Origin of the sequence: Paenibacillus sp. SN-8-1 (assembly GCF_050995535.1) — a bacterium.
Lineage (GTDB): Bacteria > Bacillota > Bacilli > Paenibacillales > Paenibacillaceae > Fontibacillus.
Map to the genome: position 1 here is coordinate 1,860,073 of NZ_CP194782.1, position 12,122 is coordinate 1,872,194.

The 12,122-nt window shown below is 48.3% G+C and carries 16 protein-coding genes; 14 read left to right on the forward strand and 2 right to left on the reverse strand.

Translation table 11 applies throughout. From position 1 onward, the window contains the following. The first annotated feature begins 55 nt into the window (after positions 1 to 55). The gene (locus tag ACRRNK_RS08660; protein WP_433946331.1) at positions 56 to 1,021 is read left to right on the forward strand and encodes a patatin-like phospholipase family protein; all 966 of its coding nucleotides are present in this window, start codon (positions 56 to 58) and stop codon (positions 1,019 to 1,021) included. A 33-nt stretch (positions 1,022 to 1,054) separates the two neighbouring features. Here the strand turns inward: ACRRNK_RS08660 and ACRRNK_RS08665 are convergent, their stop codons facing one another. Next, a complete protein-coding gene (locus tag ACRRNK_RS08665; protein WP_433946332.1) occupies positions 1,055 to 1,381 on the reverse strand; it encodes a hypothetical protein in 327 nt (108 codons plus the stop codon). A gap of 7 nt (positions 1,382 to 1,388) precedes the next feature. Then, positions 1,389 to 2,384, reverse strand: a complete 996-nt coding sequence (locus ACRRNK_RS08670) for a DUF1385 domain-containing protein (RefSeq protein ID WP_433946333.1) — start codon at positions 2,382 to 2,384, stop codon at positions 1,389 to 1,391. A gap of 195 nt (positions 2,385 to 2,579) precedes the next feature. On the opposite strand from ACRRNK_RS08670, the gene ACRRNK_RS08675 reads away from it, so the two are divergent. The 13 genes from ACRRNK_RS08675 to spoIIIAG all read left to right on the forward strand — a co-directional run bounded on the left by ACRRNK_RS08675 (position 2,580) and on the right by spoIIIAG (position 12,101). Then, positions 2,580 to 3,107 (forward strand): YqhR family membrane protein, encoded by a 528-nt coding sequence (locus ACRRNK_RS08675; protein WP_433946334.1) that lies wholly within the window; start codon positions 2,580 to 2,582, stop codon positions 3,105 to 3,107. Between the two features lie 55 nt (positions 3,108 to 3,162). After that, complete coding sequence (gene aroQ, locus ACRRNK_RS08680; RefSeq protein WP_433946335.1) at positions 3,163 to 3,606, forward strand: type II 3-dehydroquinate dehydratase; 444 nt, start codon at positions 3,163 to 3,165, stop codon at positions 3,604 to 3,606. Positions 3,607 to 3,619: 13 nt separating this feature from the next. After that, positions 3,620 to 4,690, forward strand: a complete 1,071-nt coding sequence (locus ACRRNK_RS08685) for a M24 family metallopeptidase (protein ID WP_433946336.1) — start codon at positions 3,620 to 3,622, stop codon at positions 4,688 to 4,690. Between the two features lie 54 nt (positions 4,691 to 4,744). Further along, positions 4,745 to 5,302, forward strand: a complete 558-nt coding sequence (gene efp, locus ACRRNK_RS08690; RefSeq protein WP_127197878.1) for an elongation factor P — start codon at positions 4,745 to 4,747, stop codon at positions 5,300 to 5,302. 183 nt (positions 5,303 to 5,485) lie between these two features. Further along, positions 5,486 to 6,739, forward strand: coding sequence for an aspartate kinase (locus ACRRNK_RS08695; RefSeq protein WP_433946337.1), 1,254 nt, complete (start codon positions 5,486 to 5,488; stop codon positions 6,737 to 6,739). A 153-nt stretch (positions 6,740 to 6,892) separates the two neighbouring features. Continuing rightward, the gene (locus ACRRNK_RS08700) at positions 6,893 to 7,159 is read left to right on the forward strand and encodes a YqhV family protein (protein ID WP_433946338.1); all 267 of its coding nucleotides are present in this window, start codon (positions 6,893 to 6,895) and stop codon (positions 7,157 to 7,159) included. Positions 7,160 to 7,245: 86 nt separating this feature from the next. Then, positions 7,246 to 8,244 (forward strand): stage III sporulation protein AA, encoded by a 999-nt coding sequence (gene spoIIIAA / locus ACRRNK_RS08705; RefSeq protein ID WP_433946339.1) that lies wholly within the window; start codon positions 7,246 to 7,248, stop codon positions 8,242 to 8,244. After that, entirely contained in the window at positions 8,237 to 8,755 is a 519-nt protein-coding gene (gene spoIIIAB / locus ACRRNK_RS08710; protein WP_433946340.1) for a stage III sporulation protein SpoIIIAB, read from the forward strand. Before spoIIIAA ends, spoIIIAB begins: the two co-directional genes overlap by 8 nt. Before the next feature lie 56 nt (positions 8,756 to 8,811). Then, entirely contained in the window at positions 8,812 to 9,015 is a 204-nt protein-coding gene (gene spoIIIAC, locus ACRRNK_RS08715; protein ID WP_068616922.1) for a stage III sporulation protein AC, read from the forward strand. Positions 9,016 to 9,025: 10 nt separating this feature from the next. After that, positions 9,026 to 9,415, forward strand: a complete 390-nt coding sequence (gene spoIIIAD / locus ACRRNK_RS08720; RefSeq protein ID WP_433946341.1) for a stage III sporulation protein AD — start codon at positions 9,026 to 9,028, stop codon at positions 9,413 to 9,415. 21 nt (positions 9,416 to 9,436) lie between these two features. Then, entirely contained in the window at positions 9,437 to 10,627 is a 1,191-nt protein-coding gene (gene spoIIIAE, locus ACRRNK_RS08725) for a stage III sporulation protein AE (RefSeq protein ID WP_433946342.1), read from the forward strand. A 26-nt stretch (positions 10,628 to 10,653) separates the two neighbouring features. Further along, positions 10,654 to 11,439, forward strand: a complete 786-nt coding sequence (gene spoIIIAF, locus ACRRNK_RS08730; protein WP_433946343.1) for a stage III sporulation protein AF — start codon at positions 10,654 to 10,656, stop codon at positions 11,437 to 11,439. 14 nt (positions 11,440 to 11,453) lie between these two features. After that, entirely contained in the window at positions 11,454 to 12,101 is a 648-nt protein-coding gene (spoIIIAG, locus tag ACRRNK_RS08735) for a stage III sporulation protein AG (RefSeq protein ID WP_433946344.1), read from the forward strand. Positions 12,102 to 12,122 lie beyond the last annotated feature (21 nt).

Genomic DNA, 12,122 nt, shown 5'->3' on the forward strand with positions numbered 1-12,122 from the left:
CGCCCCATTCCATGGGGAGTGGCCACTCTTGTGTAGGATGGGGGCTGTGTGGCGTATGCGCATAAATGGTGTGTTTCAAGGCGGTGGTGTCAGAGGAATCTCCCTGGTAGGCGCGGTACGTGCGGCTGAAATGCATGATTTCAAATTTGATCGACTAGCCGGAACGTCCTCGGGATCTATTATTGCTGCTCTTATGGCAGCTGGCTATAATGCGGAAGAGATGAAAGAGTTAATTTTGACAACAACGTTTACCAAGTTTCTGAAAAGATCGTTCATCTTCAATACGCCGCTTATTGGGCCGGCAACGCGTATTCTACTAAAGAAAGGGTTATATGCGGGGGAAGCGCTGGAGGCTTGGCTGAGAAAGGTGCTGCTTGTTAAGAACGTTAGAACGTTCAAGGACCTGGAGAAAGGCAAGCTGACGATCATCGCATCCGATATCACCAGCGGTAAAATTCTTATACTTCCTGATGATTTGCATAAGCTGGGGATTAATCCCGAACAATTCGAGGTCGCGCATGCCGTAAGAATGAGCTGCAGTATCCCTTATTTCTTCGATCCTGTCCTGCTTCGGCTGCCGCCTAAATTATCACGGGGAAAGGCGTTCAAGGATCAATTCATTCATATCGTGGACGGAGGACTGCTCAGCAATTTGCCACTTTGGCTGTTCGATCAGGATGGGGTAAAGCCTGGTGGAGAGATAATTCCAACCGTAGGCTTTCAGATGGTAGGGAAGAATTCGAACCAACCGCACCGGATTGGCGGTCCTTTCAGCATGCTGCAGGCATTATTTGACACCATGTTATCCGCTCATGATGAGCGATATATTGAGCAGGAGAATCGGTATCGCACGGTTAAGGTTCCTATTCTTGGTATAGGCCTGACCCAATTTCATATTACACATGAAGAAAGCCTGCTGCTTCACGAATCCGGCTTCCGGGCGGGAAGCAAGTTCTTCGGTGACTGGAGTACCCAGTATTACGAAGAGGAATTCATAAAGTATTTTCAGCAGACTTTCTAATTCTTGTGATTATAAAGATTTCTTCTTGATTTACTAATGGTACTTAGGCTGCTGCCCATCCTCATTCTTGCCTTTGTTACCTTCGATGACTTGAAAAGGATAATGCTTGCGTTTGGGAGCGGAATCTGAACGGCGCTGAGGCGTCGTTTTTGCTATTTTTGCCATCGTTTTTGCAGAAGGCTTCACTTTAGGCGACTTCGAGCGATACTTGGCCGGCGGGAATTTATAGAGAAGGAACACGGCGGCAACGAGAACGACAGGGATGAGCCAATTCAGTAATCCGCCTGCAAGCATACTGTTCACAATTCCGATTGCCGCAAGTCCGATAAGGACCCAAAATATGATGGCCTGTTTTCTCATCGATTAATCATCCTTTCACGGGGTCCAGATGGGAGCCAAGCGTTGAAAGCTCAGCCGAAGCATTCCGTTCCAGTTCGGCATCGAGTTCGCGCATCCGGTTAAAGGAAGCGATAGATACCTCGACTTGTTCATCATTAGGTTCTTTGGTTGTGAGCAGCTGCAGCCACAGTCCCGGGTAGCCAAGATAGCGGAGTACAGGGATGTCGCGTAATGAATTTGTAATGCGCAGCAATTCGAACGATACTCCAACGACAAGAGGAAGCAGCAGCAGGCGAATATATACACGTTCCCATAAGTTATCCCAATGAAAGAAAGAATAGATGACAACACCTACGATTACAGTCAGCACCATGAAGCTGCTTCCACAGCGGTAATGCAATCTGCTGTATTTCTGCACATTCTTGACTGTAAGCTCTTCACCGGCTTCATAAGCACTGATTACTTTATGCTCGGCGCCATGATATTGGAACAATCGCTTAATCATCGGCGTTAATGAAATCGCCCATAAATAAGCGAGGAGGAAGATAATTTTAATTACGCCTTCGAGAAGCGAATGAACAAAGGTACTGCTGAATACGTGCTGGAACAGGAACTGCTCAATAACCGCCGGCACAACAGTAAGCACCACTTTACCGAATACAAAAGAAATGATACCCATAATCGCAACGCCGAGGATCATAGTTAGAGAGAAGCTGGATTCCTGCTTAGCTTTCTGCTGGGCTTTTTCTTCCGGACTAAGCTCATCATCCGCCAAAGCCTCAGCGGAATAGTTCAAATGCTTCGATCCTTTGGCACTGGCATCTACAATACTCACAATGCCTCGAAGGAGCGGGACTTTACGAAGCTGGGTCACCCATTTCTTGTCTTTCTTGGGAACTTCGAGGAACGTGATCTCTTGATTCTTCCGGCGGACAGCTGTGACATTCACATGCTTGCCACCGAACATAACGCCTTCAATAACGGCTTGACCGCCATAGATGGCCGGACTTGATTGTTCAGGCAACAACTTCACCTTCCTAAGCTTAATATTAGATTTGTCTAAAGGTCTCAAATCTGTGTGTCTTTATAAAGTCTATTGTATCTAACTTCAGCACTAAATTCTAGTTTTCTTAGGCTGATTAGCCTTTTTCAAATTGCACATACTACCTGAGATGAATCTTAGTATCAGTTATGTTCTAAGGAAGGGATGAATACGTTTATGACAACGCGGCAGAGACGAAGTGAGAATACAGGAATGCGCACCAACCCTTGGTGGTTCGCATTAGAGCTTGGTTTTTTTGCGGGATTAATCTGGGGAGGCATTCATGGGCTATCCTATTTTTTCCGATTCACCTCAACCATTCCCGGCTTTCTGGCTGAGCCCTTCTTCAAGACCGCTTACCTAAAGACTCAGCCTGGTTACTATCTGGGGTGGCTGTTCTTCATCATATTCTCAATTATAGCGGCCTATCTATATACCTTCATATTAAGAAAGGTAAGGGGACCTTGGCTGGGAATGATCTACGGAATTGTGTGGTGGGCCATTATCTACTTGGGAGTGGGACCATATCTGCAGATGGTGAAGCCATTCAGACAAATTCACTTAACTACCCATATTAGTGAGTTCTGCCTGTTCCTTCTTTGGGGATTATTTATCGGATATACGGCCGCGTTTGAGTACACGGATGAACGGGACAGAGAGCCGAAGAAGCTGATGAACAGGCTCAAAAGTGCTTCTCAAGAATAACCCTCCTATGATAAAATAAGCTTTGTTATTTTACGAGGAGAGGGGCGCTGAGGCAATGACACACGTTCTGGTCATTAACGGCCCGAATTTGAACTTGCTCGGGGTTCGTGAACCTGGAATATACGGCTCCTTAAGCCTGGCTTCTATTGAGGATAATCTTAGGAAACAGGCAGGGGATTTGGGTATTCAAATTTCGTTCTTCCAATCCAATCACGAGGGGCATATTATTGACCGTATTCAGGCGGCCATGGGTGAAGTGGACGGAATTGTCATTAACCCGGGCGCACTGACTCATTACAGCTATGCCATTCGGGATGCCCTGACTACGGTGAAGATTCCGGTGGTCGAAGTACATATGTCCAATATCCATGCTCGTGAGGAGTTCAGACACAAGTCCGTCGTAGCTCCGGTAGCCGTTGGTCAGATCGCCGGCTTTGGGGATGGAAGCTACTATCTGGGACTTACAGCAATGTACCGGTACCTTGAGAGCAGGAATTAAGGAGACAAATATTATGGCTAACAAACGGGTAATAAAACTCAGGGAATCACTGCGTCAGAGAAATTTGGAGGCGGTATTTATCACCAGTGCCGTCAACCGCCGTTATTTGTCTGGCTTTACAGGTTCCTCAGGTTATGTGCTGATCACACATCAGAAGGCATACCTGCTAACGGATTTTCGTTATATGACCCAAGCTCCGCAGCAGGCGGCGGGTTATGAGATTGTTGAGCACGGAGTATCGGTATCCGAGACACTCAAGGAGCTGCTTGCTGCCGAGAGGATTAGCCAGGTCGGTTTCGAGCAGGATGATGTTGTGTTCTCGGCTTATCGGAAGTACGAGCAGGAATTAGCCCCTGTTCAGCTTGTGCCTGTAACGGGACTTGTTGAATTGTTAAGGGTATATAAGGATGATGAGGAACTTAAGGTCATGAAGCAGGCAGCAGATCTGGCCGACCGCACCTTCGATTATATGCTGGGGATTCTTAAGCCGGGAGTAACCGAGCTTGAGTTGGCTCTTGAGATGGAGTTCTTCATGCGTAAGAATGGCGCGACCTCATCTTCTTTTGACACCATTATTGCTTCGGGTGAACGTTCAGCCCTGCCTCATGGCGTTGCCAGTGAACGTGTACTAGGTAATAATGAGTTTGTTAAGATGGATTTTGGAGCACTGCTGAACGGATATTGCTCTGATATTACACGTACGGTAGTTCTTGGCACGCCAAGTGACAGACATCGCCAAATCTATGATATTGTTCTGGAAGCCCAGCTTCATACGCTTGAGCATTTGCGCCCAGGCATGACGGGGGCGGAGGCGGATGCCCTGGCACGGGATATCATAACTAAGTGTGGATATGGCGAACAGTTCGGACATAGTACCGGGCATGGTCTTGGCATGGAGGTGCATGAGTCACCTCGGCTGTCCAAGTTAAGCGATACGATTCTGCAGCCAGGTATGGTCGTTACGGTAGAGCCCGGAATTTACCTGCCTGGGTTCGGCGGCGTCAGAATTGAAGATGATGTGGTGATTACGGAGAACGGAATTCGACGTTTGACGGAATCGACGAAAGACTTTATTGTTATTTAGAATGGTATCAAGCATAATAATTGAAGTACTTGTATAACTTGAGGAGGATTTTCTGTGATTTCAGTCAACGATTTTAAAACAGGCCTTACTGTCGAAGTAGATGGCGATATCTTTACCGTATTGGAGTTCCAACACGTTAAGCCGGGTAAAGGTGCAGCGTTCGTTCGCTCCAAACTGAAGAACCTGCGTAACGGGAACACGGTTGAGAAGACTTTCCGTGCTGGTGAGACTATTGGACGAGCTATGATTGAGAACCGCGAAGTTCAATATCTATATGCAAGTGGTCAAGAGCATACATTCATGGATAATGAGACTTACGACCAATTCGCTTTGGATGCGGACCAGCTGGAATGGGAACTTAATTTCCTCAAGGAGAACATGAACGTGAAGATCGTCAGCTACCAAGGCGAAATTCTTGGGATTAACCTTCCTACAAGCGTTGAGCTCAAAGTAGTCGAGACTGAGCCTGGTGTTAAAGGCAACACTGCGCAAGGTGCTACAAAGAGTGCTAAAGTTGAAACTGGACTTAGTGTTCAGGTTCCGCTTTTCATCAATGAAGGCGATGTACTGCTTATCGATACTCGTGAAGGTAAATATATCTCTCGCGCATAGTCTTCCTGCAGCAGAAATGATTCCTCCATCCCTGGGATGGGGGAATTTTTGTGCAGAAACGCAAAAAGATTGACTTCCTAACTGACTTTCGTATTATACTGGTTTAAAGCGTTACTGATGATATGGATAGATCTATGGAAACGCCGGAATGGGAGTATTTTGATCAATGAGGAGTGAACCAACTTGGCTTTATACGTAATGAAATTCGGAGGGAGCTCTGTAGGCGATACAGAGCGAATGAAACGCGTAGCAAAGCGTATCGCTGAGAAGCAGGACGAAGGTCATCAGTGTGTCGTCGTTGTTTCGGCTATGGGAGATACCACGGACGATCTGATTGACCAGGCCAAGCTGCTGAATGCAGAACCGCCTGCTAGAGAAATGGATATGCTGATGACGAATGGTGAACAAATTTCGATTGCCATGCTGTCCATCGCGCTTCATGCCATTGGACGAAAGGCTGTCTCCTATACAGGTTGGCAGGCGGGCTTCCGCACCGAATCGGTGTTCGGGAAGGCTCGCATCACGGATATTCGCCCGGATAAAGTGAAGAAATCGCTCGAAGAAGGAGCGATCGTTGTGGTAGCCGGATTCCAGGGAATGACGGAAGATGGCGAGATTACGACATTTGGCCGGGGAGGTTCAGATACAACGGCGGTTGCCCTCGCGGCGGCTATCAATGCAGATGTATGTGAAATCTACACAGACGTTGACGGGATTTATTCTACAGATCCGCGGATTGTGAAATGTGCGCGCAAGCTGAGTGAGATTTCCTATGATGAGATGCTGGAGCTCGCTAATCTGGGTGCTGCGGTACTTCACCCCCGGGCGGTGGAGTACGCGAAGCATCACAAGGTATGTCTGGTTGTACGTTCAAGCTTTACCCATAATGAAGGCACAGTTGTGAAGGAGGAAGTCAGCATGGAGCAAGGTGTTGTAGTCAGTGGCATTGCTTATGATAAAAATGTGGCGCGTATCAGTATTCTAGGTGTATCTCATGTACCGGGGGTGCTGGCAAAAGTATTCGGTTCACTTGCGGCAGCTAAAATTGACGTAGACATTATCGTACAGAGCGGTGTGCTTGATGGCAAAGCCGATTTCTCCTTTACAGTTGCACTTTCAGACCGGGAGAAGGCGCTGAGTGTAATTGAAGGTCTTCGCGGTGATCTTCCATTTAGTGAAGTGAATTCCGAGGATAATCTGGTAAAAATCTCGATCGTTGGCGCAGGTATGGTAAGTCATCCTGGTGTAGCGGCTCAAATGTTCGATGTGATCTCCAAAGAGGGAGTCAACATCAAGATGGTAAGCACATCTGAGATCAAAGTCTCCTGCGTTATTGATGGAGATAAGCTCGGAGAGGTTGTTAAGGCGCTTCATACTGCCTACCAGCTGGATACCGAGGAACAGGTCTTTGTTGGCGGACCGAAAGATCGCAGATAAATTTCGCCTACCTAACGGATTAACCTAATCCTATTAATATTTTAGTTACCTTCAAGAAGGTTCACTGTTTTAGCAGTGAATCTTCTTTTTTTTTTCCTAAAAAGGCCATCCTGCGCATAAAGATAGATAGAGGACATGAGTAAGGAGGAAATTATGCTTGATAAATTCGTAGCCAGTATGGCAACACTGCGGATCGTATCCGGGACCCTAGAGATTATCGCGGCCATTCTGATGCTTAAATTAGGCCGTATTGATAAGGCGCTGGCGGTGAATACAGCCCTGGCCTTTGTGGGGCCCACGGTACTCATAGTAACCACATCGCTGGGTCTTATGGGTATGGCGGACAAGCTCTCATGGGGGAAAATCGGCTGGGTGGCCTGCGGGGTAATTTGTCTCTTAATTGGTATTTTGAAAAAATGATAGATTTCCCGTCATACCTGGAAATGATCAGGCATACACTTGTTTTAAGTAATGATACAACAAACCTTTAACGTGTGGGGGTAGGTATGAACCCAACTTGGTTGTCCGTATTACCTGAACACATCTCAGTCATGCTCCGCCGGCTGCCATCCGACCTCCTGACGAATCTGGAAGAGATACGGATCAGAGAAGGGCGGGCGCTTGAAGTCAACGCCGCAAGCCGTCACTATTTCGTGACTGCCGAGGGAGGTCTAAGCCAGAACCCGGAGATGGCCTTTAAGCCCGGACGAGAGGATACCCACCGGCTGCTCGACCAAATTACGAACCATTCTCTATATACGATGGAGGAGGAGCTTCGGAGGGGCTTTATCACAATCCCCGGCGGGCACCGGATCGGACTAGCAGGCAGAACCGTTCTGAGTGGAGGCAAGGTCGAACATATTCGGGATATCAGCGGCTTCAATATGCGGATCGCGCGTGAGGTGAAGGGGATAGCGGATGCTGTTCTGCCTCAGCTGCTGGATTTCAGGCATCGAAGTGTGAAGCATACCTTGATTCTATCGCCGCCCCAACACGGCAAGACAACCTTGCTGCGAGATTTGGCCAGACAGATCAGCAGAGGAACCTGGGGACATCCGGAAGCCAAATGGCCAGGGATGAAAGTCGGAATTATAGACGAACGATCAGAAATCGCAGGAAGTCAGCGGGGAGTGCCTAGCTTTGATGTTGGACCTCGAACTGACATCATGGACGCCTGTCCAAAGGCCGAAGGCATCATGATGATGATAAGGTCCATGTCTCCTGAAGTGATCATTGTGGATGAAGTAGGGTGCGAGGAAGATGGGGAGGCGCTGGCAGAAGCCCTTCATGCGGGAGTAAGGGTAATTGCTACCGCGCATGGAACCGATGTAGGTGAACTGCTTCATCGCCCAGCACTTGCCAAGCTTGCAGACCCGCCCTTTTTCCAGATGTATGTAATTCTATCCAGAACGGACAAGGGTCTCTCATACAAGCTTCTGGACAGCAAATTGAGATCCATGCAGATAGAGGAACTACGCCGGAGAGGTAGTGACCATCGTGATTAAAATGCTCGGGGCAGTGCTTGTCATCGTAGCGGGAACTATGGCGGGATGGCTCAAGGCGAGACAATTCGCGAATCGGCCTGACCAAATCCGCCGCTTAATCCAGGCACTGAAAAGGCTGGAGACGGAGATAACCTATGGGTTTACCCCTTTGCCCGAGGCGCTTCGGCGGATCGGCAAGCAGAATAACGACCCCATTCGTTCGATATTGTTGAAAGCTGCAGAGGGTATGGACGGACAGGCAGGTATGACTGCCCAGGAAAGTATGCACAAAGCTATTCACGAGGAATGGGGACATACAGCGATGAGGCCTGCTGAACGCGATGTTCTGTACCAACTCGCCTATTCACTCGGGACAAGCGATCGAAGGGATCAGCTGAAGCATATTGAAACTGCGGTCCGCCAGCTGGAGGCTGAAGAATCAGCTGCGAGAGATGATCAGTCGAGGTACGAGAAGATGTTCAGAAGCCTGGGACTGTTGTCGGCTGCACTGATTGTGATCCTGATCTACTAGTTGAACACCTAGGGCATTGTTCGGTCCGCTCTAAACTGATAGCGAGGTGCCTTTTCATGAATTTAGAAGTCAATGCTATATTCCAGATTGCGGGAATCGGCATAATTATTGCGATGATTCATACGGTGCTGAAGCAAATGGGCAAAGAGGATATGGCGCATTGGGTGACCTTGATCGGATTCGTGGTCGTGCTGTTTATGGTCATCCGGATGCTGGACAGCCTTTTTCAAGAAATCAAATCGATCTTCTTGTTCCAGTAGGAGGCCCGGCATGGAGATCATCCAAATCGTCGGACTTGGGCTGCTTGCAGCAGTACTGATCCTGGTCATTAAAGAGCAGAAGCCGATCTTTGCATTTCTGATTGCCGCTTGCACCGGTATTACGATTTTTCTACTTCTGATTGGTAAAATCAGTTCCATTATTGATGTGCTTGAGGAGCTGGCCAAAGCCTCCGGAGTTCAAATGATCTATCTCAAGACAATCCTGAAGATTATCGGGATTGCTTATATCGCAGAATTCGGTGCCCAAATCGTACGTGACGCAGGACAAGAAAGTATAGCCTCAAAAATTGAACTCGCCGGCAAAGTATTGATTATGGTGCTCGCCATCCCGATCATCGGCATTATTATTGAGACCATTATGAAGCTGCTGCCGGTATAGCAGAAATGGGGACAAGGTGCAATGAAGCTCTACGACCTGAATTGGCAAAAGAGAACGCTAATCCTCTTCATACTCGGCTTTATGATCTTCTGGCCGGCGAAGCTGTTCGCACAGTCACAGGATGAAGGCTGGATGAAGCAGCAGGCGTCTGATCTGCCAACGGATCAGGTCGAAGCTTACTGGAAGCATCTGATGAAGGACTACGGTGGTTTTTTTCCAGGTGAGAAAGTGCCTTCCTTCATGGATATGTTATTGCCCGGGGGACAGGAATTCAATATGAAAGCCGGACTGTCCGCTCTACTCAAATATATGTGGCATGAGGTGCTGTACAACGGTCACATTCTGGTTACGATTGTCATTTTGACTGTATTCAGCTTGATTCTTGAAACGCTGCAGACCGCATTCGAGCGGGGAAATGTCAGCAAAGTGGCTTACTCGATCTGTTATATGGTCATTCTTATTTTGGCGATTAACAGTTTTAATGTGGCTATTGGATATGCATCGGATGCGATCAAGGACATGATCGACTTCATGATGGCGATGGTGCCTCTGTTATTCACAATGCTGGCTTCAATGGGGAACATCGTGACGGTAACGGTTACGCATCCGCTGGTTGTATTTATGGTACACACGGTTGGAACGCTCGTACGCACGGTTGTGTTTCCGCTATTATTCTTCTCAGCTGTGCTTCACATTGTTAGCTCTCTGTCGGACAAGTATAAGCTGACGCAGCTGGCTAATCTCCTTCGCACCATCAGCATGAGTCTGCTCGGAGTGCTGCTTACGGTCTTTCTCGGAGTCATTTCTGTAAAAGGAATCACCGGTTCCGTTGCCGATGGGGTTACCCTTCGGGCCGCCAAATATGTAACAGGCAATTTCGTTCCCGTAGTAGGAAAAGTGTTCGCGGATGCCACGGATACCGTCATCTCCGCTTCCCTGCTGGTGAAGAATGCCGTCGGCCTTGTAGGTGTCATTATTATTTTGTTTCTATGTGCATTCCCTGCTATCAAAATTCTTACCCTGGCACTGATCTATAACCTCTCTGCCGCAGTAATGCAGCCGCTGGGTGATACCCCGGTCGTAACGTGCCTTGAGACAATCGGCAAGAGCATGATTTATGTGTTCGCGGCTATGGCCGCCGTCGGCTTGATGTTCTTTCTCGCCATTACCATCATGCTAACCGCCGGAAATATTACGGTGATGATGCGATGACAATGGACTAGGAAAGGGGAGAAGCCATGACTTGGATTGGCAATTGGCTGAAGGAAATTATATTTGTGGTTTTGCTTGCGGGTTTTATTGACCTGCTTCTGCCGAACCGCTCGTTCGAGCGATATGTCAAGCTGGTGGTCAGTCTGCTCATCCTGCTTACGCTCATGTCTCCTCTAGTCAAACTGATTGGCGGCGACCCGGCAAGGGAACTGCAGACGGCTCTGAATCAAGCTGCCAATAAGCTTGACCCCGATTTGGATAACAGCAGCACCAATCAGATTGTTCAGCAGGGATTGGCACTCCGCAAGAAACAAGAAGATCAGTCCCTTAAATGGGCGGGTCAGGAGGTGGCAAAGGAGATGGAGCAGCAGATTGAGAGCAGGACGGGAATTCAGGTGGAGCGGGTGGAAGTTACGCTTGCCGTCGATAGACAAGCAAGCCTTCAAGCAGATGAACAGCAGCCTGCCGAGAAGCCTGTGATTAAGCAAGTTGAGGTGTTCCTTGCCGAGAATCAGCAGCCTGGATCCGGAGCATCATCATCTCCAGAGAAGAAGGCTTCGCCCATTTCAGTTCCCGCCATTAAGCAGATTGATAAAGTGGACATCCGCGTTCAAGAAGATGTCTCTAAGGATATGAAGCCGGGAACGGAGGGGTCCGGGACTACTCAAGGACCAGGGAGCAAGGAAGGACAAGGCCAGCCTGGGAACAGATCAACAAGAAATCTGGAAATCATAGATCAACTAACGAAGGATTGGGGAATTTCCAGAGCGATCGTCAAGATTCATGAGTCTGAAGAACAAGCAGGGCAATAAAGGAGGTGGAGAGTTTGGCAAAATGGTGGAAAAAGCTTGAACAGTGGCTGGGAGCTGGTCCGGAAGGCAGCAAGAAAATAAACACACTAAGACTGCTTATTATACTTGGACTCATTGGTGTCGCCTTCATGCTGTTCAGTTCTTTTGTAAATGTGAAGAAGATCGATACCGGAGGTGCTGGGCGTGAACCGCCGGCTCAGAATCAGTCCCAGACTACTTCGGCGGCCTCTCAGCAGGATGACGGGGAGAGCGCTTTTGATAATATCGAGGGCAATTTGGAGAACAGAACCAAGGAAATACTGGAGAAAATCGTTGGCGTTGGCACGGTCGATGTCATGGTCACGGTCGACTCAACCGAAGAAGTAGTGGTTCAGCGGAATATGAAAGATTCCCAGGAGCAGACGGATGAAACAGACGCCGGAGGTGGAAAGAGACATGTAACCCAATATACCCGGGATGGACAGATTGTGACCTATGAGGTCTCGGGGGATTCCAAGCCGCTCATTACGAAGAAGATCAAACCGAAAATCCGGGGGGTCCTCGTCGTTGCACGGGGGGCTGAGAACAAAGTGGTCAAGCAGCTGATTGTAGATGCCGTTGAAAAAGGCCTAAATGTTGCATCCTACCAAATTTCCGTGGTTCCACGGAAGGGCGCACAGTAAGAGAAATGAATAATAATTAGG

Coding starts and splice junctions, on each gene's coding strand:
- ACRRNK_RS08660 (WP_433946331.1), top strand. CDS start 56: ATGCGCATAAATGGTGTGTTTCAAGGCGGTGGTGTCAGAGGAATCTCC.
- ACRRNK_RS08665 (WP_433946332.1), bottom strand. CDS start 1,381: ATGAGAAAACAGGCCATCATATTTTGGGTCCTTATCGGACTTGCGGCA.
- ACRRNK_RS08675 (WP_433946334.1), top strand. CDS start 2,580: ATGACAACGCGGCAGAGACGAAGTGAGAATACAGGAATGCGCACCAAC.
- aroQ (WP_433946335.1), top strand. CDS start 3,163: ATGACACACGTTCTGGTCATTAACGGCCCGAATTTGAACTTGCTCGGG.
- ACRRNK_RS08685 (WP_433946336.1), top strand. CDS start 3,620: ATGGCTAACAAACGGGTAATAAAACTCAGGGAATCACTGCGTCAGAGA.
- ACRRNK_RS08700 (WP_433946338.1), top strand. CDS start 6,893: ATGCTTGATAAATTCGTAGCCAGTATGGCAACACTGCGGATCGTATCC.
- spoIIIAA (WP_433946339.1), top strand. CDS start 7,246: ATGAACCCAACTTGGTTGTCCGTATTACCTGAACACATCTCAGTCATG.
- spoIIIAC (WP_068616922.1), top strand. CDS start 8,812: ATGAATTTAGAAGTCAATGCTATATTCCAGATTGCGGGAATCGGCATA.
- spoIIIAD (WP_433946341.1), top strand. CDS start 9,026: ATGGAGATCATCCAAATCGTCGGACTTGGGCTGCTTGCAGCAGTACTG.
- spoIIIAE (WP_433946342.1), top strand. CDS start 9,437: ATGAAGCTCTACGACCTGAATTGGCAAAAGAGAACGCTAATCCTCTTC.
- spoIIIAF (WP_433946343.1), top strand. CDS start 10,654: ATGACTTGGATTGGCAATTGGCTGAAGGAAATTATATTTGTGGTTTTG.